This window comes from Nocardiopsis alborubida, assembly GCF_012396365.1.
GTDB lineage: Bacteria > Actinomycetota > Actinomycetes > Streptosporangiales > Streptosporangiaceae > Nocardiopsis > Nocardiopsis alborubida.
The window spans coordinates 1-23391 of the sequence record NZ_JAAXPG010000001.1; the positions used below are offsets into that span (position 1 = coordinate 1).

Genomic DNA, 23391 nt, shown 5'->3' on the forward strand with positions numbered 1-23391 from the left:
TGCGGCGGGCGTCCACAGCCATCCGGATCGCTCGTTCGCGCAGCTCAGGCGGGTACTTCCTCGGTGCCGGCATGACTCTCATCCTTCCCAAGTTTGAGAGCCTCCATCACACCCGGAACGAGACAGATCGAGAGCTAATGCGCCCATCGGGGCGGCGGTAGCGACGCGGTCACCAGCGACAGCCTTCTCCGTGTCCGTGAGCGGCTGTCGGGGTGCCAGGCCGAGCAGGACACGTGAGGGGTCGGGCATGTCGAGCCCGTCGGCGATCCGCTCGATCAACCGCAGTGAACTGACCGTGCGCCTGCCGCTCAGGATCTCGCTCACCCGTCCCTGGGCGATGCCGGTCACTGACGCGATCCGTGTCTGGCTCGCACCGTGTGCCTGGGCGAGCCGGATCAGGCCGGCGATGTCGCGCTCACGCAGGACCCGCTGTGTCTCCTGACGCCCCCAGGCCCACGCCGGGATCGTGATCTGTTCCCAGGAACGACCAGGCATGGATCCCCTTCGGCCGACGCGCACACGGCCCCGATTATCTCCGAGGGGGATATCCATCAGGAATGGGAGGAGCGGTACCCGCAACGGAATCGTCGCCTGTGACACAACCTCCCCGCTCCATCGCGAGCGCCGTCACAGGAGCCTGCCCATGGACGTTCCCCCGATCCCCGAGCCCGTGCCGACCTACATCGGCAACGACACCACCCTGCGAGTGAAGATCCTCGACGCCTGCGGTATGACCTGTACCTTCTGCCACAACGAGGGCACACCGGTCGTGGTCGACAACCGCAACCGCGGCCCCGGACCTTTCACCACTTCCGGTACCTCGGGGCGGATGTCGATCTACGCAGCCACCAACGGAGCCGCCTTCCTGCCCGCCACCATTGCGCCCGATGAGAACTTTTCTCATGTCCTGCGGCAGCTACATCGGAGCATGGGGTTCACCGAACTCCACCTCACCGGAGGAGAACCCACGCTCCACCCGCGCCTGCCCGAGCTGGTTCGCCTCGCCACAGCCCAGGGCTACCAGGTGTGCATGACCTCCAACGGCGAGAACGGGGTCCGACAGATCTCCGCCTGCGCCGGGGCGGGGCTCGACCGTGTCAACTTCTCCGTCTTCGGCACCACCCCCCAAGAACTCGCCCAAGTCCAGCACGCCCGCTTCCGCGACCCGGCCAAGGCCGCCACCAAGATCGAGGCCCTGCACGCCTCCATTCAGGCCTGCGTCGACCACGGGGTCCGGGCCAGTGCCAACATCGTCGTCCTCGACCACACGCACATCGACCGCGTCCACCGGCTCCTGGACACCTACGCCCCCGAACTTTCCGTGCGCCTACTCAACTCCCTTGATCACGGCCAGGAGTCCATCGACGCCATCCACGAGCTCTTGGCCCAACGCGGTGCCGTCGCCGAGGCCCACCACCTCACCGCCGGAGCCTCCGGAGCACGCACCGCCTACCGCATCGACGGCGGGCAACGCCGTATCCACGTCAAGTGGATCCGTCCGGTACGCCTGCCCACCACCTGCCAGGGGTGCCGGTTCAACAACGACACCGACTGCCAGGAAGGCTTCTACGGCCTGCGCCTGTACCGCGACCGCCACGGGCGCTATCTGGTGGGTGTATGCCTGCAACGCATGGACCTGTGTCAGCCGATCGAGGACTTCCTCCGCTCCCCCGTCAAGAACGAGATCCTTCGCCTTCGCCAGACCGACCGTGACAGGCTGGAAGCCGCCCACCGGGCCCCCGCGTCCTTTCCCACTACGACACACAGCACGGAAGGAAACCCGACGCCATGAGCGCGATCGAGTACGAGGCCAAGGTTCTGGACATCGACGTCGACCAGGTGGCCCAGCGCATTCTCGACAAGGGCGGCGCGGACCTGGGCGAGGTACTCCAGCGCCGCTACGTCTACGACATCGAACCTGGCGACGCCTCCCGCTGGGTGCGCCTGCGCGACACCGGAAACCAGGTCACGCTCACGGTCAAGGAGATCGACTCCGACGCCATCGGCGGCACCCGCGAGACCGAGACCGAGGTCGGTGACTTCGCCACCGCCAACGCCCTGCTGGGCAAGCTCGGCTACACCCCCAAGGCCTACCAGGAGAACCGCCGCCACAGCTTCACCCTGGACGGCGCCCAGCTGGAGATCGACACCTGGCCTCGCATCCCCGCCTACCTGGAGATCGAGGCCGACAGCCGAGCCGAGGTGGTGCGAGTCGCGGCCCTGCTCGGCTACGCCGAAGCGGACCTGACGGGCGAGAACACCACCAAGGTCTACGCCCGCTACGGCATCGACCTGGCCACCATCATCGACTTGCGCTTCGGCGTGGAGTGAGTTCACGGCTGTGGTGTGCCTGAACTTCCGGGATGGGTGTCTCCACATAAAGGTGCGAGGGCATCGATCGCCATGAGGAGAGGTCTGAGGTCGGCGTCCGCGCGTGTGGCACGGCGACCGGGACCAGGCCCCGGAAAGCAGTTCGGCCAGGTGTTCGGAAAACCCCGAACGACCTGGCCGTCTGTGTGTCTGGAGCGGATGACGGGAATCGAACCCGCGTTATCAGCTTGGGAATTCGAGGCCGTGGAATCCGGCTGATCTGCGAACCCCTGACCTGCCACTTCGTGGACGGTTGCCGTCTGAGTGACCGTGAATCCCCGTCTGTCGCCATCCGAACGGGCACGCAACGGGCACGGGGTTTCGGTGGTTAGAGCTTCATGTGGTGGGCAGGCCCTGAGGTCTTTGGGGACCACCCGTGTGCGAGAGCGCTTCGTATGGCGGTGGAGACGACGCCCGGTGTCACGGCAACGGGAGGGGCGTCCGACAGCCAGGATCCGGGATGCGGGTGTTGGGTGGCGACTACGAGGGTCTGCCCTGGCTCCTCCGCCAGTTCCACGGCGAAGGTCATGGGGAACTCGCAGAGGGCCTGTGCGTAGGTCGGCCTACGTCGTACGCGCCACCGGTAGTTGGTGCCGTCCACGGTGATGTGGCGGGACCCTTTGCGAACCAGTGCCATACGCGTCGCCTCCTGCGGTTGGAAGGGAATCGTACCCACTGCGAGGTAGAGCGTTCGCGCGCTCGGGGCGCTGCCCTGAGTAACCACAACAGTGGGTTGCGATTCAGCCGGTCCGAGGTGCCCGGTAGCGCTGGTGTCAGCCACCCAAGACAGTCGCATTCCGCTACCGGGTGCCTCGGGATCTGAGCACGTCAGAAGCCGATTTCTCTCGAACGGCAACCGTTCGTCCCTGGGTCGCGTCATGATGCCAAGTAGTACGGCCATCGGCCGCGCTCGGGACCGGGCGGCAGCCCGCAGCCCGAGCAGTGGCCGGAGGCCGCTGCGACGGCGCTTGCGCCGTCGCCTTGATTTCATACAGCATAGTTCGGCAATTTTATGGGATGGTGTGTCTGTGGCTGAGGCAGGAAAAGCGGAGCCTTGGGGGGATGGGGTAAATGCTGAATTTGAAGTCAACATTTCCTTGATTAAAGGATGGGGTCTTGCTGAGGCTAGAAAAATTCTGATAGGCAGGGCTGTTGATTCCTATTGGAAAAAACCCCCGGGGGTTGAAAATTACCAGGTGGCGCTTGCTGAAGGTGAGCCTCTGGCGACTTTGGTATTTTCCGAGTATTTGGTTGACCCTGTTTCGGGGCTGACGGGATCAGCATTTGTGGACTTTACTGCGGACGCGCATGGTTTCTTGCTTGTGATGGCTATCCCGCTGCCTCGGAAAACTTCATATGAAGAGGTAGAGGAGAGGCTGGTGGACCTGGCGAGGAGCTTTGACTTTGAGGTCCTGAATATTCGTCGAACGAGGGGCGTTCTCGGTGACCATGATAATGGATTCGAGATAAAATTTTATGCTCCGATTTTGGGTGCAACCTTGGAAGGAGTTGCAAGTAAGGCTAAGCAAATTTTCACCATGGCGATCTCTTACGATGGCTCGATTCCAAATATTGCTGCAATAATGCGTCTTTTTCGCAATAATTCTCCTGATGTATTTTTGGGCATGTCTGAGAGTGAGTACCTGGAATTCAAGGGGCCCCCGTATGAGCTCCGGAAAGATTCGCCATGGAAGCATCTTTTGTGTGACGATATAGCTAGGTTTGCAAATTCAGAGCATGGTGGCTTGATTGCTATTGGGTTCGCTACAAAGAAAATATCTGGAACTGATGTTGCGATCAAGGTGGCCCCAGTTCCCGTCAATGCGAAGCGCCATCAATCCTATCAGCAGGTCGCCGACCAGTATATTTACCCACCAGTTGAGGGTTTGAGGTTTGAATCATTTTCAGTGAGTGATGGGGAAGTCTGCTGCATAATTGTCCCAACTCAAAGGGAAATGAATAAGCCTTACATGGTCCAAGGTGCCCTGGCTGATGGTGAGTATCGAGGTGGAATGATAAGTATTCCGCGTAGAAGGGGTGAGGATTCTATACCAATCACGGCCAGGGAGATACATCGAATGATTTCTGCTGGAAGAAGTTTTCTGATGAATTCATCGTTTTCTGGCTTTGAGGACACGGGCGGCTAGATGTCCCGACTGTGCTTAACTTCCACCCCGATGCTCCATGTCGATTCAAAGCTTTTTTGATAGATGGAGTACATGTCTCCCGGTGGCAACCTCTCTACTTCTAATGCGGGGGCTTGGGAGGCGGGGATTCCATAAATATGGTGATTAACAATTAACTTTTTTTCCGTTAGGTAGATGGAGTTGTACAGGATGGTCGAATGCGTCCGGATCTCGACGCCATCGACATCCAAGAATGTTCGGAAGAGCAGCAGGGCGTTATTTGTCCTGGCTGCCAGGGTCTCTCCGATCTGCTCATCTTGACCGCGCTGCTTCACCTGTTCGGACTCCGGGTCTCCCAGGAGAATGCGAATTTTTATGCCCTCCCTGGCTCGTGTGCCAAGGAGTTGCAGGATTCCCGTGTCATCGGCGAGGAAGAGGCCGCTGTAGACCAGAATGCCGATCTCCTGCTCCGCTGAGCTGAACAGGTCCCACCACACTTCCCGAGGCACCTGCCAGCGATGTGCGTAGACACGTTGAACGTGCTCGGATACGGGAGCATGTGCTTCGGTCTTCTGGCTGTTCTGTGGCCAAAGGGTGTCCTCCTCGACCTGGAGGAGATCAGCCAATGCCCAGCGATGCCGGGGGTAGGGCCGTTGGCCGGAGAGCCAGCGGCGGACGGTCTTAGGGTCTACGCCGAGGTGTGCGGCCACGTCGATCTCGGTGAGTCGGGACGCGGCCAGTGCCTTGCGCAGTGCAGCGTTCACGTCGGTGCCCTCCGGGGTGCGGGGAACCGACGATAACAGAAGACGTCCCTAGACGTCCCTCAAGTTGTCCGATACGTGGTACACATGTCCGCTCACGCAGAGCATCGTTTCCGCATGTAAGAGGACTCCGGCGCTTCCCGCCGTCTCGCCGTGAGTCTCACCCGAACTCACCAGGGGTGACCATGCGGAACCTGATCCCACACCTTCGGACACGCGGACCCACACGGCCCCGGGCAGCCAAGCCTTCGCCGTGCGCGAGACTTCCGTTCACTCCGCCACCTCCGGCGCATCCGGTTGCGCCGCTGGCGAGACTGGTCCGTCCCTACGTCGTGGACGGCACTAGGCATCGTCCGGTGGAGCTGCCCGACCGGTCCCAACTCGGCCTGGAACTGCTCCTGGAGATCTCCCAGTTGGAGGCTGTCGCCGCATGAGGACCGGGGATGTCCCGAACACGCTCCTCCATGTCCTGCAACGCCACTACGCGCAGCAGTGGTCGATCCGCCGCCACGGGGGCCTGTGGATCGCTACCGCCACCCGACAGCAGATCACGCACGCGCCAACGCTGATCGAGGAGGACGTGGAGGTCTTCGTTCACCAGTTGGAGTATCCACCTCCCGGGATCGGCAACTCCGAGCTGTCCAGTGAACGCCTCCGCACAAGCGAGTCCTGTGCCGAGACTGGCTTGCAGCAGAGATAAAAGCCGACCGTAGGCCGGTGCCACCGCCTTCGTTGGTTGGCGCTGGCTCTGCGGTTGGGGCGTCTGCTGGTGCCGACCGGGGGGAAGACTCTCGGGTCGGGTCGGCACCGGCGGGCGCCTGTTTTGGCTTCGGCTAGCAAAGTTAACTTGCTAGCTTGCTGACAAGATCTGGTCAGATCTGAAGGTCCGCTTTGGCGTAAGAGATGCTGGAGGAAGCTGCTTGAGTCCGCGCACCCCGTGGGGGACGTACCACCAGATCGCGGAGGCCCTGCGTTCGCGGATCACTGCGGGGGATCCCGCGCCGGGTGACGAGCTTCCCTCCGAGGCGGCCTTGCGCCAGGAGTTCAGCGTCTCCCGCACCACCGTGCGCCGTGCCCTGGCCGAACTGGAAGCAGAGCGGCTGATCAAGGCTCTTCCGGGGACCGGCCGTGTCGTGTGCACCGTTGAGGAACGCGAGAGTGCACCTGCGGACGGAACACCTCCTGCCCAGTACCGGCGCATCGCCGCCGAACTGCGAGAACGCATCACCAGCGGGGACCTCGCCCCCGGTGACGCCCTGCCCAGTGAGGCCGCGTTGGTCCGCCAGTACTCGGTGTCGCGTGGGACGGCTCGCCAGGCTCTCTCGGAGTTGGAGGGGACCGGGCTCGTCGTCGCCGTCCACGGCAAGGGCCGGTTCGTCAAAGGGGCCGAAACGACTGCGGGTTAGCCTGGTACATGTGGGACATGTTCACTGGGCGCGGGATCTCGCGCGAGAACTGCTCGAACAGCCGCTTCCCCGACGCTGGGCGCATTCCCAGGGGGTAGCCGAACAGGCGCGGTCCCTGCGAGGCGTGCTCGGCGCACATGCCGATCTGGTGGAAGCCTCCGCCTGGCTGCACGACATCGGGTACTCCCCGGACCTGGCGACCACGGGCTTCCATCCCCTCGACGGAGCCCGGTACCTGCGCGAGGTACAGAAGGCTGACGAGGCTCTGGTCTCCCTGGTGGCCTACCACTCCTGCGCCGTGGTGGAGGCCGAGGAACGGGGCCTGCTCGCTCCACTCAAGGACGAGTTCGACGCCCCGCCGGACGACCTGCTGGACGCGCTCACCTACGCGGACATGACCACCGGCCCGGACGGGACACACCTGCCCGTGGAACGACGGCTGTCAGAGATCCTGGAGCGCTACGCCCCCGAGGACCTGGTCCACCGCTCCATCACCCGTTCCTCGCCGTTGCTGACGGCGTCGGTGCGGGCCGTGGAACGCCGCCTGGCCGAGGCTGGCTGACCGTTCACCCGATGTGGGTGGGGCCTCCGCTGAGGAACTGGTCCACGCGCATGCGCATGGACCGGTCCATCCGGTACCCGGCCAACTCGGCCTTGGGCACCCAGACGACTTCCTTAGACTCGTCGCTCGGGGTCGGCTCACCCGCCAGCGGCCTGGCGGAGAAGACCAACGAGAACTCCTGCCGGGCCTCGCCGTCGCTGGTGTAGTAGATGATGTGCCTCGGGTCGCTGTAGATGCCCACGACCCCGGTGATCTCGCACGTCACGCCGGTCTCTTCCAGCGTCTCGCGAACTGCGGCCTGGGGGGCGGACTCGCCCAGGTCCACCGCGCCCCCGGGCACGGCCCAGTTGTCGTTGTCGGTGCGGCGGATCATCAACACTTCGTCGCGGTGGTTGACCACGAACACGTTCACGGACGGGACGAGGCTGTTCGCGGTCGGGGCCCCGGGGTCGTCGTAGTAGTCAATTCGCTTGCCCATGAGCCTTCTCTCCGGTGTGGTTCTCGTGATCGTCCAGTGCTCGGTGTACCTGCTGAGTGACGGCCTCGGGAAGAACGCCGAGGCTGCGCAGTGTGCGGGCCGCTGAGTTGCGGTCATCACGGAGCAAGCCGAGTAGCAGGTGCTCCGTCCCGATGTAGCTGTGCTGCCGCTGGGTGGACGCTTCGAGGGCGTTCTCAAGGGTTGCCCTGGCGTCCGGGCTGAGGGGCGGCTTTCGGCGGAAGGACCACCGTCCCTCACCTACTGTCCTGACCACTTCGTTGAGAACCATGTCGTGGTCGATCTGAAGGGAACCCAGGACACGGGCGGCGATGCCCTCACCCTCATAGAGCAAACCGAGCAAGAGGTGTTCGGGGGCGACACGCTTGTGCCTGAGCAGCTTCGATTCCTCGATCGCCACACCCATCACGTACCGAGCCCGCTCGGTGAACAGCTCGAACATGGTCGTCACTCCTGGGTCAGTCGAGCGGGGTCGCCTCGATCCAGACCTTCTCGTAGCTCTCCAGGTAGGTGCCGACCAGGGTCCCGCCCGGGATCTTGCGCAGGTGGAAGACGGGGGCCTCCGAGGCCATAGCGCCGTACACGTGCGTGTTCACGATCAACTGGTCGTCGGCGCGGTAGATCGAGTTGTACAGCGTCGTCCCGTGGAGACGGAACTCCACCCCCGGCACCTGGCGCAACGACCGGTACAGCACGATGACGTTGCGGATCTTCGCGGCGAACAGCTCGTTCAAGCCCTCGTCCCGGCCGCGCTGGGCAACCGCCTCGCTGTCGGGGTCTCCCAGCAGGACGCGCACGCGGACCCCGGCCTTGGCCTTGTCCGCCAGCAGCTTGATCATGCTCGGGTCGTCGGCCAGGAAGAACCCGCTGAAGACCAGGATTGAGATCTCCTGCTGCGCGCTCTCGAAGACGCGGCGCCACAGCTCGGTCGGCACGCTCCACCGGTGCGGGTAGATCTCCACGATCTCGCTCTGTGAGGCGGCCTGGCTCTGCTCGGGGGACAGGGCCTTGGGCCAGAGGTAGGTCTCCTCCACACCGAGGTAGGCCGCTGCCGCGAAGCGGTGACGGCGGTAGGGGGTGCGCCCCTGGGTGATCCAGCGCTCCACGCTCTTGGCGTCCACGCCGATCTCCTCGGCCAGATCGGCCGGGGTGGCCCCGCGCTGGAGCAGCGCGGCTCGCAACCTCTCGTTCGGCATGTACCTCGGGGGTTCGCTGGATGTCTGGGGACGCGCTCACATTATCGAGACGTCCTGAACACGTCCAGCCATGTAGTGATCCCGTCCTGCTCCTGCCAGGGATGGTGGAACCCTCGCCGACACCCGAGAGCAGCGGCGGACACAAGAACGACGAACAGGAGCGTGCGGCTACCGCTGGTCGCTAGCTTCGATACATGCTATACATGTATCGATTCTCGGCTGAGGCGATCGCTTGTCGGTCGTGCCGAGGGTCGTGAACAGGACGAACAACGAGAAGAGGACTGCCCTATGGCTATTCAGGGTGCGTTGCCGGTGGCGTTCGGGACGGTGTTCCCGCACGGTGCGTTCGCGTTGGGGGTGGAGGCGATCACCGACTTCGAGACCAAGCGGCCTCAGCTCGACAAGGACAGCGGGTTGCCGTTGTGGGCGGTGGACGTGATCGACGCCGACCCCGAAGCGCGGGGCAAGGCCAAGTCGGTCAAGGTCAAGGTCGCCGCCGAGGTGTGCCCGACTCTGCCGGACGAGGTCCCGGGGCTGCCGTTCCGGCCGATCGAGTTCGAGGCGATGGCGGTCATGCCCTACGTGGACGACTCCGGCCGTCGTCCCCGGGTGGCGTACTCGCTGCGCGCCCGTGGCGTGAAGGCTCCTGGTGCTGGTGGTCGCCGTGCCCCGGCTGCGAAGGATGCCGCCTGACCCCCATGTAAGCGGGGCGGCCTGGTGCTGGAACACCTCGGCCGCCCCTGAATCCCTCCTGCGACTGCGAAATCTCAGAAGAGGTGTCTTCAGTATGTCCGATTACCCCCGTGACCTGTCCGGGCACAGCGGCCCGGAACTGGTCCGTCTGCTGCTGGACGCGACCAACCCCCCGCCCACCACCGACACCGAGCGCGCGGAGTTCTTCGACTTCAAGGCCCGGGTGTTCGCCACCCTCGCCGACCGGGAGGAGAACCCCACCGCCGCGACCTTCGCCGCCCGCGCCCGCTCCGACCGTGACCGGCTCCTGGCCCAGATCGAGAAGCAGAAGCGGGGTGGCCAGCGATGATGCGCCAACCCAGGATCGGTTCCGCTCAGTCCTCCCCGACCCTGCCCACTCCGGCCCAGGGGGTGCGGTGGACGACGCCGATCGTGGAAACCCCCGGGATTGTCGTGCTGGCGTCCTGGATCTGGCGACTGGTCCGCTTCCTTCTCACGCTGCCGTTCCGGTTCCCGGTCATGGTCGCCTGCCTGGCCGCGTCGGCGGGGGCCTGGTGGTGGCTGGACTGGCCCGGCCTCGTCTGCCTGTGGGGCGCGGCTGCCGTGGTGTCCCTCATCTGGTGGCGGACCTGGCCCGACTCCTACCGCACCTGCGTCACCCTGCGTCTGCTGGCCTGGTGGCGGCACCTGTTCGTGTACAAGAGGCACTGGCAGCCGGTGTTGGTGATCTCGGGGCTGGCCGAGTCCTACCAGGAACGCCGCTACCTGCCCCGTATCCGCCGGGTCCGGTGCAACTCCTGGGCCGACTACGTCCGCGTCTCCCTGGTCGCCGGAACCTCCCCGGCCGACTTCGAACACCGCGTCACCGAGCTGGCGCACGGCTTCGCCGCACCCTCCTGCCGCGTGGTCGTCAACGGCCCGCGTGACATCACCTTGGAGTTCCCCCGCCACGACACCTTGGCCGAGGCGATCGACGCCTTCCCGATGACCCACCACGTGGACCTCGACGCCCTTCCCGTGGGACGACGCGAAGACGGCTCACCCTGGTTGCTGCGGTTGCACGGAACCCACGTGCTCGTGGTCGGGGTGACCGGGGCCGGCAAGGGATCGGTGATCTGGTCCACCATCCGCGCCATGCTCCCCGCCCTGGCCGATGGCACCGCGCAGGTGTGGGCGATCGACCCCAAGCGCATGGAGCTGGCCTACGGCCGCGACCTGTTCGCGCACTACGCCGACACCGGCGAATCCGCGGTGGCACTGCTGGAAAAGGCGGTGGCCTTGATGCAGGAACGCGCCGAACGCTACGCGGGCAAACAGCGCTCCCACGTCCCGACCACCGATGACCCGTTCGTGGTCGTGCTGCTCGATGAGGTGGCGTTCCTGACCGCCTACCACCCTGACCGGGACGTGCGCCGCCGCGCGGAGAACGCGATAGCCACGCTGACCTCGCAGGGGCGCTCGGTCGGCTTCGCGGTCCTGGCGGCGTTGCAGGACCCGCGCAAGGAAGTCATGAACCTGCGCAACCTCTTCCCGGACAAGGTCGCCCTGCGGCTGGACGAGGCATCCCAGGTGGACATGGTCCTCGGCGAGGGAGCGCGCGAACGGGGCGCGGAAGCCCACCTGATCGACCCCGCCCTTCCCGGTGTGGCCTACGTCCGTCTGGAAGGCTCCCCGGCCCCAGTGCGGGTGCGGGCCGCCTACGTCTCCGACACCGACATCACCGCCATGGCCGAGGGTTACGGGGCGGGTTCGTCTTCGGGTTCGGAGGTGGCCTGATGATCGTGCTCTTCGCTGTGGCGGCGTCGGTACTTCCCGATGATGAAGGGCAGCGCCACGGCGCTCAGGATGCCGCCCGACCACGAGGCCGCTCCCACGCCTTCCCAACCCTGGTGGTGGCTCAGGCTCACAGCGATGTCTGCGACCAACCACGCCAGGGCGAGAACACACAGGGCCGCGCCTACTGGAAGGGGAAGTTCCTGGGGGTTCCGGGCCATGGGGAATGCTCCTACCTGCGTCTGGGGGTGGGCTGATGCCGACGCCTACCGGTAAGTCCACCCGGGCCGAACGCCTCGCGCAACCGCTCGCGCGTGAGGTGGCCGAACAGGTCGCCGCCGACCACGGCGTGTGCATCCGCCCGGTGTCCCTTCGACGCACGAACCTCGCCACCGGTGCCACCGAGGTCATCGACGTTCCGTGCGGGTCCACCCTGGAGTCCCGGTGTCCGGCCTGTGCCAAGAGGAAGCGCAGCCTTCGCCGCTCCCAGTGTGAGGAGGGCTGGCACCTGGCCGCCGAACCCGTGGTGGAACCCGACCCGCCCACCGAACAGCAACGGGCCTGGGTGGAACAGCGCGCGATGGTCACCGCCGAACGGGACCGCCTTACCGCCACGGGATCGTCCTCGGATGAGGAACTGTCCGCGCTGGATGCGGCGATCGCGGACCTGGACGAGGAGATCACCGCCTCCGGCCTGCGAGGCTCTGTCACCCGCTCCGTAGACTCCTCGGGCTCGTCGGGGTCGCGTCGGGTGCGCTCGACCAAACGCCGTCAGGACGTGCCCGACCTGCCCAAGCGAACCATGACCCGCAAGACCGTGGGGCGGGCCTTCACCGACCCCAACACGGGCAAGGTGTTTCGACCCTCGCTGTTCATCACCCTGACGTTGGACTCCTACGGTCGGGTGCGCTCGGACGGAACCCCGGTCGATCCCTCAACGTACGACTACCGCCGTGCGGCTCGGGACACGCTCCATTTCTCCAAGCTCATCGACCGGTTCGTGCAGAACCTTCGCCGCGTGGCGGGGTTCGATGTCCAGTACTTCGCGGCCGTGGAACCCCAACGCCGCCTGGCCCCGCATCTGCACATGGCCACACGCGGCACCATTCCCCGGGCGGAGCTGCGCCAGATCGCCGCCGCGACCTACCACCAGGTGTGGTGGCCTGCCGCCGACACGGTCCGTTTCGATGGCGATCACCTGCCCGTGTGGGACGAGGACAACAACACCTACCTCGATCCCACCACCGGGGAAGTCCTGCCCACCTGGGATGAGGCGCTGGATGCTCTGGACGAGGAACCGGACGCGGAGCCTCATCACGTGGTGCGGTTCGGCCGACAGGTCGACGCCAAAGGGGTCGTGGCCGGGTCCGAGGACGCCGCCCGATGTGTGCGCTACCTGGCCAAGTACCTGACCAAGGACATCGCGGACTGTCACCAGGTGGAGACCACCCGGCAGGAACAGCACGTGGACCGGCTGTTGGAAGCGCTGCGCTTCGAGCCGTGCTCGCCCCGGTGCTCGAACTGGCTGCGCTACGGCATCCAACCCGACGACGCGAAAGCGGGGATGCGCCCCGGGTTCTGCCGGTCCAAGGCTCATCGTCGCGAACACCTGGGCTACGCGGGCCGCCGCGTCCTGGTCTCGCGCAAGTGGTCCGGCAAGACCCTCGCTGACCACAAGGCGGACCGCTTGGCCTGGGTCCTCAATGCCCTCGGCGTCGATCCGACCAACGGGGACCAGGGCGAGGAGGACAACCCGCGTCCCCCGGTGCTGTCCTCGGTCGCCTCGGGCTCCTTCGCATGGGAACTGGCCCGACCCACTGACCCCGACGTTGCCCCTCGGGAGCAACGCCTTCTCCGCGCGGTGGGCGAAGCACTCAAACGCCGCGCACAGCTCGACGCCGCTCGAACCCCCGTCCCCTCGGCAACGGAAAGGGCTGCCTGATGACCAGCAAGAAGACCCGTCCGACCGGCCGTCTCCTGACCGTCGCGCAGGCGGCCGAACGCCTCAACACCTCCGAGCGCTACCCCCGCCGCCTGATCGAGGAGCGGCGCATCACCTTCGTCAGGGTCGGTCGCCACGTGCGCATCCCGGAATCGGCGCTGGACGACTTCATCACCGCCGGTGTCGTGGAGCCGCTGAGGTCGCACACGAGGAGGGCCGCGTAGTGGCCGCGAAGAAGCGCCGGTTCGGCCGTATCCGCAGGCTCGCCTCCGGGCGCTACCAGGTCCGCTATCCGGGACCGGACGGGATCGACCACCCCGCCCCGCACACCTTCGCGACGAAGAAGGAGGCGGACCGCTGGTTGGCCCTGCGGGAGGCCGAGATCAACCGTGACGGCTGGTGGGACCCCAACGCGGGCGAAGACCTCTTCTCCGAGTACGCGGCGGAGTGGGTGGACAACCGCGAACTCACCCCCAAGAGCCGCCGGACCTATGAGGACCTGCTCCGCCTCCACCTCAACCCCACGTTCGGCAACATGGGCCTGAAGGACATCCAGGAGGCCGACATTCGCAAGTGGCGGGCGGCCAAGCGCAGGAAGGCCCGGGGGAGGGGGCAGGTCCCCAAGGCGTACCGGCTCATGCGGGCCGTGCTCAACACCGCCGTCAAGGACAAGCTGATCCGGGAGAACCCCTGCCAGATCGACGGCGCGGGCCAGGAGGACAGCGAGGAACGCCCGGTGCTGTCGGTGTCCCAGGTCTTCGAGCTGGCCGAGGCGATCAACCCCCGGTACCGGGCGCTGGTGCTGCTGGCGACGTTCGGCAGTCTGCGATGGGGCGAACTGGCGGGCCTGCGCCGCCGACACCTCGACCTGGACAGACGGACCGTGACCGTGCGGGAGACCGTCTACGACATCGGGACCCTGGAGAAGGGCAAACCCAAGTCCCGGGCGGGCGCCCGTACGGTGCGCCTCCCGTCGCTGATCCTCCCGGACCTGCGCTGCCACCTGGACGAGTACTCGGCTCCGGGGCCGAACGGGTTCGTGTTCGTCGGGGTGCGCGGCAACCAGCTCCGCCGGAGCAACTTCACGAAGTACTGGGCCGACGCCTGCGCGGCCGTGGGCCTGGAGGACGTCCACCTCCACGACCTTCGGCACACCGGCAACACCTACGCGGCCGAGGCCGGGGCGTCCCTGAGGGAGCTGATGAACCGGATGGGGCACTCCAGTCCCCGGGCGGCGATGGTCTACCTCCACGCGCGCGACGAACGCGCTCAGGAGTTGGCGGACCGACTGGGGGAGAGGGCCGCCGAGGAGCTGCGCCGGACCCGTGCGGGCGACGGTGAGGGCTCACTCTCTGCGGGAGCTCCGGTCCGAGCATCGGGCACGTAACGGGCACGCGGCCCGTACGGACCCCCAGAAACGCGTTAGGCCAGGTGTTCGGTTTTCACCGATCTACCTGGCCTTGCGCTGCGTGGAGCGGATGACGGGAATCGAACCCGCGTTATCAGCTTGGGAAGCTGAAGTTCTACCATTGAACTACATCCGCGCGGCGCCGCCGGAAAGTTCCGGCTGGCAACGGATGCCATCCTAGCCCAACTCCGGGCCGGGTGGGCAACTCGGCGCGGACCGCCACCCGGCCGGGGATCGCCGCTACGCTGCGTTGCCCCAGGCGGTAGGTTCGGACCGTGCTGCTCTCCGATCGCGATATCAGGTCCGAAATCGACGCCGGGCGGGTCAGGATCGACCCCTTCGACCCCGGCCTCGTCCAACCCTCCAGCATCGACGTCCGGCTGGACCGCTTCTTCCGGGTGTTCGAGAACCACAAGTACCCGCACATCGACCCCTCGGCCGAGCAACCGGACCTCACCCGGCTGGTCGAGACCGACGGCGAGGACGCGTTCATCCTGCACCCGGGTGAGTTCGTGCTGGCGTCCACCTACGAGGTCGTCAGCCTCCCGGACGACATCGCGAGCCGCCTGGAGGGCAAGAGCTCCCTGGGGCGCCTGGGGCTGCTCACCCACTCCACGGCCGGGTTCATCGATCCCGGCTTCTCCGGCCACGTCACGCTGGAGCTGTCCAACGTGGCCACCCTGCCGATCAAGCTCTACCCGGGCATGAAGATCGGCCAGCTGTGCATGTTCCGCCTGTCCTCCCCGGCCGAGCACCCCTACGGCTCCGCGGGCTACGGATCGCGCTACCAGGGGCAACGGGGGCCGACCCCGTCCAGGTCCCACCAGAACTTCGTCCGCACCCGGATCAGCCCCGAGGGCGTCTAGGCGGGCCGGGGGCAGACAGGGCGGTTCGTTTACGGTACGGTCATGGCCGGACACGGACTGTCGTTTGACCCATCTGTCACTAGTATGTGACTAAGGTCACTATTTTTCCCCGTGTGGCGTAAATCACAAAGGAGCGTTCTGGAGCTCCGGCATCCGCTGCCACAGGTCGGCGGACGGTTTTTATGGCGTTTAAACATGTTATTTGCTGGTTACTTAGCGCCTGAACTGTGCCTACACACCTCGGTAAGGTTGCGCCCCGACGTGAACCAGGTAGCGGTTCCGCCCTGATGAGGGGGCGCGCAAGAGGGCTCCGCGCAGGCCGGCTACCTGTGGGAACCGCGGGTCGGCGATGGGGTGCAGGTGTTGCCCCGGCACGCCTCGCGGTCAGGACAGCCCTCTAGAGGAGACCGTGCCAGCAGTACGCGCAGACCACTTGTACAAGGTGTTCGGCAGACAGTCCAGAGCCGCCGTCGAGCGGCTCTCGGACGGCAGCCACCGGGACACCATCGCCGACCTCGACGTGACGGCCGCCGTCATCGACGTGTCCTTCGAGGTCGAACCGGGCGAGATCTTCGTCGTCATGGGCCTGTCCGGATCGGGGAAGTCCACCCTGATCCGGATGCTCAACGGCCTCCTGGAACCCACCGCGGGGACGGTCGAGGTCGACGGCGTGGACATCACCGCGCTCAGCAGGAAGAGCCTCCTGAAGCTGCGGGGCGAGAAGATCAGCATGGTCTTCCAGCACTTCGCGCTCCTGCCGCACCGCACGGTCCTGGAGAACGCCGCCTACGGCCTGGAGCTGCGGGGCCTGTCCCGCGCGGAGCGGAGCCGGAAGGCGGGGGAGACCCTCGAACTCGTGGGGCTCGGCGGCTGGGAGGACAAGCTCCCGCACCAGCTCTCCGGAGGCATGCAGCAGCGTGTGGGCCTGGCCAGGGCACTGGCCGCCGACACCGACATCATCCTCATGGACGAGGCGTTCAGCGCCCTCGACCCGCTCATCCGGCGGGACATGCAGACCCAGCTCCTGGAACTCCAGAAGAGCCTGGGCAAGACCATCGTCTTCATCACGCACGACCTCAACGAGGCCATGCGCCTCGGTGACCGGATCTGCGTGCTGCGCGACGGCCGCGTCGCCCAGATCGGCAGCGCGCAGGAGATCCTCAGCGAGCCCGCCAACGACTACGTCGAGCGCTTCATCGAGGACGTCGACCGCACCCGCGTGCTCACCGCCGCGTCGGTGCTCGACCCGAGCGCCCCCGCGGCCGACTCCTCCGCGCCCGAGGTCGGCGCCGACACCCTGGTCGCCGACCTGTACGCCAGCGCGGCCGCCTCCGACCGCCTCCGCGTGGTCGACGAGGACGGCACCGTGCTCGGCACGGTGACGCGCAACTCCGTACTGGCCGCTCTCGCGGGCGGGAAGGAGACCCCGTGACACCCGTCGACTTCCCGCCGTCCCTGCCCATCGGCGACGGCTTCGAGGCCCTCAACGCCTGGCTCAAGAGCACCTTCGGCCTCTTCTTCGACGCCGTCGGCGAGTTCATCCGCTGGGCCGTGAGCGCCCTGGCCGGCTTCTTCACCGAACCGGCGGCCGGGCAGCTCGCCTTCGTCGCCGCCGTGATCATCGCCGTCCCGCTGCTGCGCCGCCGACGGCTGCCGCTGGCGGTGATCGTCGCCGCGGTCTCGCTGCTCTACGTCCTGCACGCGCAGTTCGCGTTCGGCAACACCGTCGTCAACAGCCTGCCGCCGCAGCTCTTCCTGTGGGCGATGAACCTGTTCGACCAGCAGTACGTGGACGCCTACTTCTGCATCTCGCTGGTCTTCCTGGTCGCCGTCACCGTCCTCGGTGTGCTCGACCGGGGGACCCGCGTGCGCACCGGCGTCGTCGCGGGCGGCTGGCTCGTGCTGGTCCTGCTCGGCTGGCTCGTGCTCCCGATGCTGGTGACCCGGCCCGGGGCGCTGCTGATGATCCTGCTGCTGAGCCTTCTGGCGCTCTCGGTGGCCGGGTGGCGCATGGGCCTGTTCGGCCTGGTCGCCCTCACCGTGGTGGCGTCGGTCGGCCAGTGGACCAACGCCATGGACACGCTCGGCCTCGTCCTCGTGGCCAGCGCCATCGCCGTGGTCATCGCGATCCCGATCGGCGTCGTGGCCGCCTACAACGACCTGGTCAGCAAGATCGTCAAGCCGGTCCTGGACCTGATGCAGACGCTGCCCGCGTTCGTGTACCTGATCCCGGCGATCTTCTTCTTCTCCATCGGTGCCGTGCCCGGCGTGGTCGCCACCATCGTGTTCGCGATGCCGCCCGGCGTCCGCCTGACCGAGCTGGGCATCCGCCAGATCGACAAGGAGCTGGTGGAGGCCGGCGAGTCCTTCGGCGCCTCCCGGCGCAAGGTCCTCACCGGCATCCAGCTGCCGCTGGCCCTGCCCACCATCATGGCCGGGGTCAACCAGGTCATCATGCTCGGCCTGTCGATGGTCGTCATCGCGGGCATGGTCGGTGCCGGCGGCCTGGGCAGCGAGGTCTACCAGGGCATCACCCGCAACGACGGCGCCCTCGGCTTCGAGGCCGGTATCGCCGTGGTCATCCTGGCGATCTTCCTCGACCGCCTGACCGCGGCCGTCACCCGCAACAGCCCGCGCGCGGCCGCCTCGGCCGCCTGAGCGGAGTGCCTATCCCGCCCCACCCAAGCCCCGCACACCGAATTCCCCGAGGGAAGGAACCCCACGATGTACAGCCGTAAGCGCATGACGGCCCTCTCCGCCGCCGGCATGAGCGCCGCGCTCCTCCTGACCGCCTGCGGCGGCGGCGGTGGTGAGAGCCTGACCGGCCCGGAGGACGGTGGCGGTGAGGACGCCAAGGAGATCAACATCGCGCTGATCGCCTGGGAGGAGGGCATCGCCGTCACGCACATGTGGCAGGCCATCCTGGAGGAGAAGGGCTACGACGTCACGATCACCGACGTGGACGTCGCCCCGATGTACCAGGGCGCGGCCAACGGCGACGTCGACCTGTTCCTCGACACCTGGCTGCCGGTGACGCACGCCGACTACTGGGAGGAGTACGGGGACCAGCTGGAGGACCTCGGCGCCTGGTACGACAACGCCAAGCTGACCATCACCGTGCCCTCCTACATGGAGGACGTGAACAGCATCCCCGACCTGGCCGACCACGCCGAGGACCTGGGCGGCCGGATCGTGGGCATCGACCCGGGCGCCGGGCTGACCCGCGTCACCCAGGAGGAGGCCATGCCGGGCTACGGCCTGGACGAGGACTTCGAGCTGGTCACGTCCTCCACGGCCGCGATGCTCGCCGAGCTGGACTCGGCGATCACCGAGGAGGAGCCCATCGTGGTGACCCTGTGGCGTCCCCACCCGGCCTACGCCCAGTACGACCTGAAGGACCTGGAGGACCCCGAGGGTCTGATGGGCGACGCGGAGACCGTCCACGCCGTCGGCCGTGACGGCTTCGGCGAGGAGTACCCCGAGCTCGCCGGCTGGCTGGAGGACTTCCAGCTCAGCGATGACGAGCTGGCCACCCTGGAGGTCCTGACCGTGTCCGAGGACGGTGGGTACAAGGACGACCCGGAGGCGGGCGCCCGCGTCTGGCTCTCGGAGAACCCCGAGTTCCTGGAGCGCACCCTGGGCGAGGACGCCGAGGGCCTGGAGTTCTGAGGTTCTTCTCGAGCCGGCCTTGGACCGTGGGGGTTTGGTTCGGGCGTCCGCGGGGTTCTGGAGGTGGCGGAGGCGGGTCTCCGTGGGAGAACTGCGCCGTGGGCGTCCGTTGAGGGTGGCGGCGGGCGACGGGTGGGCACGAGCGAACCCGCCGTAGGCGCCACTGGGCCTGCTGCGACCCGATTCCCGCTCTTTGGGCGCCCGAACACGGACCGAAGCGGAGCGGAGGTCCCGGGAAACACTCTCTAGGTGCGCGCGGGGCCGTGTCCCCGCGCGCACCGGTCCCGGACAGCCCTCCGGGACCCCCGTGCGTACGAGAACGGGCCGCCCCCCTCGGGGCGGCCCGTCCGCGTTCGTCCGCGCTCCCGGGGGCCGCGCACGGCCCCCGGGAACGCCGTCAGGGGGCGTAGTAGCCGCCCTGGGCGCCTCCGTAGCCCTGGTCGAGCTGCCTGCGGCGCTCCCGTCTGGGCAGCAGGTAGGCCGCGAGCATGCCGCCGACGAAGCCGAAGAGGTGCGCCTGCCACGAGACGCCGGGGTACTGGGGCAGGACCCCCCAGATCATCGTCCCGTAGAAGAGGATCACGCAGATCATGATGACGATGTCGATGGTCTTGCGCTCGACGATCCCGCGCAGGACCGTGTAGCCGAAGTAGCCGAAGACCAGGCCGCTGGCGCCCACGGTGAGGGAGAACGGTGAGCTGAACAGCCACACGCCCACACCGCTGACCAGGATGACGATCAGCGTGGTGAGCAGGAACCGTCCCAGGCCGCTGAACGCGACGAGCGTGCCCAGCACGAGGAACGGCAGCGAGTTGCCGATGAGGTGTTCCAGGTTCCCGTGCATGAACGGCGCGGTGAACACGGTCCAGGGCCCCTGGAGGTCCCAGGCGCGCAGACCGTACTGCTGGTCGAGCCGTCCGAGGAGCACGAAGCTGTCGAGGATCTCGAAGACCCACATGGCCGCGAGCATCCCCGCTACGGTCAGGATGGCGGTGATTCTGGACTGCTTCACCCCATCGAGAGTAGAGGACACGGCCTTGCGGCGGTATGTCCGTGCGGGGCGTGGTGGGTAATTGCCCGATGTGTCGGGATATGTCGCGGCAGTCTGCGCGAGTGGCGCCGCTCCGCGCGGAGGAGGGGTCCCGGGCCTCAGCAGGGGGGCGCTGTCCCCCGGAGGGGCGGCCGCGCGTTCCGGAGGAGGGGACGCGCTACTTCAGGAGGTCAGCGAACGCCCGCGCGGCGGGATGCCCGCCACCGCCATGAACGACTCGACCCGGGCCGGACTGGTCATCCCGGTCAGGGGCAGGTAGGCGCGCGAGGTGCGGCGGCTCTGGAGCGAGGGGAAGCGCTTGGGGCGCCCGGCGTTGTCGTACAGCCCCAGGGAGCGGATACGGCCCGGCAGCACGTAGTAGGAGCCGATGTCGTGGAAGGGCACGCGCACGATGTAGCGGCCCCGCTGGTAGCGGAACTCGCCGTCGGAGACCTCCAGGACGGGCGCCTTGATCATGTGGCCGTGCGCGGCCAGGGCGGCGCCCATGAGGGCCAGGAGGACACCGAGGGTGATGTTGGCCCAGTGTGAGACGTCGACCGCGATCGCCAGGGCGCCGAGAGCCACCAGACCGTAGCCGCCCCACAGCTCCACGTGCTTGCGGCCTACGGGGCAGACCAGGCGAACTGTTTCGGACACGGCAGAGGCCCCTCTCACTGGGCACCGCGGGTGGGATGACGGCGATCGCCGTTCGAAACCCTATCGGCTCCGGAGATGTGCGGACGGTGGTTTCGGACAACCGGAGCTGTGGATTTCCGTACCTGCATGGCGCGGTCTGTCCTCGTGTGGGGTGTTTCTGCTCCCATGTCTTATTAACGTCATATCATCCTATGTTTGGCGCATTCTGTTTCTGTTGCGAGTCGCCAGGGGGGTGGCAGGGGGAGTGGCGCGAGCATTCGGGATTATATGTGTGCTTTGGGGGCTTTTGTCCGTTTTTCTCTGTGTAATCATGCGGGACGTTCGAGTAGTTAAACGACGTTTACTTTACCTTGGTCGTTGTTGAGTGGCGTAACTGGCCCGCAATGTATTTCTGGCTTGTCCGAATCCGGGGAGTGGATGAGTGCCCTAGGATCGGGCTCTGACCTGCGGTGACATTCGTGTTTCCGGGAGGTGGGAACTGTGTGACCGCGGTTCGGGGCGATGGGCGCGAACCGGTTGCGGATGGGTCACGAATCCGGCAGTAGGGCTATACAGACATTTCGCTCAATGGTCTTCTGATCGACTAATCGCCTAGTTCTGCGGGGCGTGTGCGAACCACACAACCCCGAGGTTCGGCTCGTATTAGTGATCAAGGGTGTAACTGATGCACAAACGAAGGAAGACGCTCGCGCTCGCCGCGGCGGGCACCTCCGCTTTGATGGTGCTGACCGCCTGCGGCGGCGGTGGTGGCGAAGGCCAGCAGGAGAAGGAGGTCACATGGGTGATCAACAGCCTTCCCGCTGCCTGGGGAGCCATCAGCAGCGCGGGAGGCAGCGTCTACGTCATCCAGATGCTCTCCGGTGTCATCCCCCACACCGGGCAGTGGCAGCCCGACGCGACCTACGAGTACAACCTGGACGTCCTCGCCGAGGAACCCACCCTCATCAACGACAACCTCGACGAGGGCCCCTTCCAGTACAGCTTCACCCTCGCCGAGGACGCCGTGTGGAGCGACGGCACCCCGATGACCGGTGAGGACCTGCGGGTCACCATGATGATGTCCGCGTCCCCCGACGAGGGCTACTGCGACACCTGCGACTCCCGCGGCACCACGAACGCCGACATGGTCGAGGAGGTCGAGGTCGACGGCAAGACCGCGACCTTCACCCTCGAAGAGGGGCTCGCCGACCCCGAGTGGATGAGCGTGTTCGACGCGCACAGCGTGGCGGGCGGCTTCTACCCGGCGCACCTGGCCGAGGAGCAGGGCTGGGACGTCGACGACCCCGCGCAGCTGGGCGAGTACTACGCCTGGCTGCACGAGACGCGCCCCGAGTGGTCCGGCGGCCCGTACCAGATCGTGGACGGAGACCTGCAGAACCAGGTCGTCAAGGAGCCCAACCCCGAGTGGTTCGGTGAGACGCAGCCCGCGCTCGACCGCATCATCATGCCGTACAACACCGACGAGGGCACCTTCATCCCCGCCTTCCAGAACGGCGAGATCGACGGTGCCAACCCCGCCCAGTACAGCGAGGACATCATCACCCAGCTCCAGGAGATGGAGGGCACCACCCTCACCGTCGGGGAAGGCAACATCTGGGAGCACATCGACATGAACGTCGAGAACGAGTGGCTCTCCGACGTCGAGCTGCGCAGGGCCATCTTCACCGCGATCAACCGCGACGAGATCGCCAGCCGCAACTTCGAGGCCGGCTACCCCGAGTACGAGCTGAAGAACAACCACATCTTCGGCAGCGCGAGCGAGTACTTCGAGGACCACATCTCCGAGACCGGCCAGGGCAGCGGTGACGTCGAGGCCGCCACCGAGATCCTGGAGGCGGCCGGTTACGAGCTCGACGGGGACACCCTCATGCTCGACGGCGAGCAGGTCGGCCCGCTGCAGCTGCGCAGCACCGACACCGTCATCCGCAACAACTCCGTGCAGCTGATCCAGGCCCAGCTCGCCGAGATCGGCATCGAGACCACCATCTCGATGACCGACGACCTGGGCACCATGCTGGCCGAGCAGGACTACGACATCGTCCAGTTCGGCTGGAGCGGTGACCCGTACTTCGCCTCCAACGCCGAGCAGTTCTGGCACTCCGAGAGCACCAGCAACTTCGGCGGATTCTCCAACGACGAGGTGGACGAGCACGCCGAGGCCTCGGGTACGGCCCTCAGCCTGGACGAGGCGGCCGAGCACGCCAACGCCGCCGTGGCCGCCGTGGTCCAGGAGGCCTACTCCCTGCCGATCGTGGCCGAGCCCAACTACTTCTTCGTGAACGACCGGCTCGTCAACGTCGAGGACAACCTGCAGTCCAGCTACCGCGCCACCTACAACATCGGTGAGTGGGACCTCGCCGAGTAGTTCGCGGCACAAGGCCCGTGGCCCGGGTCCGGGACATCCTCCCGGGTCCGGGCCGGTCCTCGTCCACCCCT

25 protein-coding genes and 1 tRNA gene are annotated in these 23391 nt (G+C 66.5%); 18 read left to right on the plus strand and 8 right to left on the minus strand.

Annotated features, from left to right (window positions below; translation table 11 throughout):
* Nucleotides 1-78: 78 nt before the first annotated feature.
* Complete coding sequence (locus HGB44_RS00005) at nt 79-495, minus strand: helix-turn-helix domain-containing protein (RefSeq protein ID WP_210751019.1); 417 nt, start codon at nt 493-495, stop codon at nt 79-81.
* Between the two features lie 148 nt (nt 496-643).
* Here HGB44_RS00005 and HGB44_RS00010 point away from each other — a divergent pair, with 148 nt between their 5' ends.
* The 3 genes from HGB44_RS00010 to HGB44_RS00020 all read left to right on the plus strand — a co-directional run bounded on the left by HGB44_RS00010 (nt 644) and on the right by HGB44_RS00020 (nt 4517).
* Complete coding sequence (locus HGB44_RS00010; protein WP_061081017.1) at nt 644-1792, plus strand: radical SAM protein; 1149 nt, start codon at nt 644-646, stop codon at nt 1790-1792.
* Nucleotides 1789-2331: a class IV adenylate cyclase gene (locus tag HGB44_RS00015; protein WP_061081018.1), complete on the plus strand. Its 543-nt coding sequence runs from the start codon at nt 1789-1791 to the stop codon at nt 2329-2331. The genes HGB44_RS00010 and HGB44_RS00015 overlap by 4 nt, the downstream gene beginning before the upstream one ends.
* A 1067-nt stretch (nt 2332-3398) precedes the next feature.
* On the plus strand, nt 3399-4517 hold the full coding sequence (locus HGB44_RS00020; protein ID WP_168443863.1) for an AlbA family DNA-binding domain-containing protein: 1119 nt from the start codon (nt 3399-3401) through the stop codon (nt 4515-4517).
* Here HGB44_RS00020 and HGB44_RS00025 read toward each other — a convergent pair.
* Complete coding sequence (locus HGB44_RS00025; RefSeq protein ID WP_168443864.1) at nt 4514-5260, minus strand: XRE family transcriptional regulator; 747 nt, start codon at nt 5258-5260, stop codon at nt 4514-4516. The genes HGB44_RS00020 and HGB44_RS00025 overlap by 4 nt on opposite strands.
* A 427-nt stretch (nt 5261-5687) precedes the next feature.
* Between HGB44_RS00025 and HGB44_RS00035 the strand changes: the two genes are divergently transcribed.
* The 3 genes from HGB44_RS00035 (at nt 5688) to HGB44_RS00045 (ending at nt 7225) form a co-directional block, all read left to right on the plus strand.
* On the plus strand, nt 5688-5957 hold the full coding sequence (locus HGB44_RS00035) for a hypothetical protein (RefSeq protein ID WP_061081019.1): 270 nt from the start codon (nt 5688-5690) through the stop codon (nt 5955-5957).
* Between the two features lie 220 nt (nt 5958-6177).
* On the plus strand, nt 6178-6663 hold the full coding sequence (locus HGB44_RS00040; protein WP_061081020.1) for a GntR family transcriptional regulator: 486 nt from the start codon (nt 6178-6180) through the stop codon (nt 6661-6663).
* Between the two features lie 49 nt (nt 6664-6712).
* The gene (locus HGB44_RS00045; protein ID WP_082768403.1) at nt 6713-7225 is read left to right on the plus strand and encodes an HD domain-containing protein; all 513 of its coding nucleotides are present in this window, start codon (nt 6713-6715) and stop codon (nt 7223-7225) included.
* Nucleotides 7226-7229: 4 nt separating this feature from the next.
* Here HGB44_RS00045 and HGB44_RS00050 read toward each other — a convergent pair whose 3' ends face one another.
* From HGB44_RS00050 to HGB44_RS00060, 3 genes are read right to left on the minus strand one after another with little or no spacing between them, the layout of a single operon-like run.
* On the minus strand, nt 7230-7703 hold the full coding sequence (locus tag HGB44_RS00050) for an NUDIX hydrolase (RefSeq protein WP_061081022.1): 474 nt from the start codon (nt 7701-7703) through the stop codon (nt 7230-7232).
* On the minus strand, nt 7687-8163 hold the full coding sequence (locus HGB44_RS00055; protein WP_061081023.1) for a Clp protease N-terminal domain-containing protein: 477 nt from the start codon (nt 8161-8163) through the stop codon (nt 7687-7689). The genes HGB44_RS00050 and HGB44_RS00055 overlap by 17 nt, the downstream gene beginning before the upstream one ends.
* A 16-nt stretch (nt 8164-8179) precedes the next feature.
* Nucleotides 8180-8917 (minus strand): DUF5919 domain-containing protein, encoded by a 738-nt coding sequence (locus tag HGB44_RS00060; RefSeq protein ID WP_061081024.1) that lies wholly within the window; start codon nt 8915-8917, stop codon nt 8180-8182.
* Between the two features lie 288 nt (nt 8918-9205).
* Here HGB44_RS00060 and HGB44_RS00065 point away from each other — a divergent pair, with 288 nt between their 5' ends.
* From HGB44_RS00065 to HGB44_RS00095, 7 genes are all read left to right on the plus strand, one after another.
* Nucleotides 9206-9610 carry a hypothetical protein gene (locus HGB44_RS00065; protein ID WP_017568166.1) on the plus strand — a complete coding sequence of 135 codons (405 nt, stop codon included), beginning with the start codon at nt 9206-9208 and terminating at the stop codon, nt 9608-9610.
* A 94-nt stretch (nt 9611-9704) separates the two neighbouring features.
* Nucleotides 9705-9959 (plus strand): hypothetical protein, encoded by a 255-nt coding sequence (locus HGB44_RS00070; RefSeq protein ID WP_061081025.1) that lies wholly within the window; start codon nt 9705-9707, stop codon nt 9957-9959.
* Nucleotides 9956-11386 (plus strand): FtsK/SpoIIIE domain-containing protein, encoded by a 1431-nt coding sequence (locus HGB44_RS00075; RefSeq protein WP_061081026.1) that lies wholly within the window; start codon nt 9956-9958, stop codon nt 11384-11386. Before HGB44_RS00070 ends, HGB44_RS00075 begins: the two co-directional genes overlap by 4 nt.
* Nucleotides 11386-11640 (plus strand): hypothetical protein, encoded by a 255-nt coding sequence (locus tag HGB44_RS00080; RefSeq protein WP_168443866.1) that lies wholly within the window; start codon nt 11386-11388, stop codon nt 11638-11640. Before HGB44_RS00075 ends, HGB44_RS00080 begins: the two co-directional genes overlap by 1 nt.
* On the plus strand, nt 11640-13325 hold the full coding sequence (locus tag HGB44_RS00085; protein WP_061081027.1) for a replication initiator: 1686 nt from the start codon (nt 11640-11642) through the stop codon (nt 13323-13325). The genes HGB44_RS00080 and HGB44_RS00085 overlap by 1 nt, the downstream gene beginning before the upstream one ends.
* Nucleotides 13325-13549, plus strand: coding sequence for a helix-turn-helix domain-containing protein (locus HGB44_RS00090; RefSeq protein ID WP_061081028.1), 225 nt, complete (start codon nt 13325-13327; stop codon nt 13547-13549). Before HGB44_RS00085 ends, HGB44_RS00090 begins: the two co-directional genes overlap by 1 nt.
* On the plus strand, nt 13549-14712 hold the full coding sequence (locus HGB44_RS00095) for a tyrosine-type recombinase/integrase (protein WP_061081029.1): 1164 nt from the start codon (nt 13549-13551) through the stop codon (nt 14710-14712). The genes HGB44_RS00090 and HGB44_RS00095 overlap by 1 nt, the downstream gene beginning before the upstream one ends.
* 83 nt (nt 14713-14795) lie before the next feature.
* Here the strand turns inward: HGB44_RS00095 and HGB44_RS00100 are convergent.
* Nucleotides 14796-14869: transfer RNA gene (locus HGB44_RS00100), tRNA-Gly, on the minus strand.
* 139 nt (nt 14870-15008) lie between these two features.
* Here HGB44_RS00100 and dcd point away from each other — a divergent pair.
* The 4 genes from dcd (at nt 15009) to HGB44_RS00120 (ending at nt 19268) form a co-directional block, all read left to right on the plus strand.
* Nucleotides 15009-15599, plus strand: a complete 591-nt coding sequence (gene dcd, locus HGB44_RS00105) for a dCTP deaminase (RefSeq protein WP_061081030.1) — start codon at nt 15009-15011, stop codon at nt 15597-15599.
* 433 nt (nt 15600-16032) lie between these two features.
* A complete protein-coding gene (locus tag HGB44_RS00110) occupies nt 16033-17031 on the plus strand; it encodes a quaternary amine ABC transporter ATP-binding protein (protein WP_061081031.1) in 999 nt (332 codons plus the stop codon).
* The gene (locus HGB44_RS00115) at nt 17028-18257 is read left to right on the plus strand and encodes an ABC transporter permease (RefSeq protein WP_061081032.1); all 1230 of its coding nucleotides are present in this window, start codon (nt 17028-17030) and stop codon (nt 18255-18257) included. Before HGB44_RS00110 ends, HGB44_RS00115 begins: the two co-directional genes overlap by 4 nt.
* 66 nt (nt 18258-18323) lie before the next feature.
* A complete protein-coding gene (locus HGB44_RS00120; RefSeq protein WP_061081033.1) occupies nt 18324-19268 on the plus strand; it encodes a glycine betaine ABC transporter substrate-binding protein in 945 nt (314 codons plus the stop codon).
* A gap of 397 nt (nt 19269-19665) precedes the next feature.
* On the opposite strand, the gene HGB44_RS00125 is transcribed toward HGB44_RS00120, so the two are convergent.
* Nucleotides 19666-20280, minus strand: coding sequence for a rhomboid family intramembrane serine protease (locus HGB44_RS00125; RefSeq protein WP_061081034.1), 615 nt, complete (start codon nt 20278-20280; stop codon nt 19666-19668).
* 201 nt (nt 20281-20481) lie between these two features.
* A complete protein-coding gene (locus HGB44_RS00130; RefSeq protein WP_026114622.1) occupies nt 20482-20955 on the minus strand; it encodes a hypothetical protein in 474 nt (157 codons plus the stop codon).
* Between the two features lie 664 nt (nt 20956-21619).
* Between HGB44_RS00130 and HGB44_RS00135 the strand changes: the two genes are divergently transcribed.
* Nucleotides 21620-23320, plus strand: coding sequence for an ABC transporter family substrate-binding protein (locus tag HGB44_RS00135; RefSeq protein WP_061081035.1), 1701 nt, complete (start codon nt 21620-21622; stop codon nt 23318-23320).
* The last annotated feature ends 71 nt before the right edge of the window (nt 23321-23391 follow it).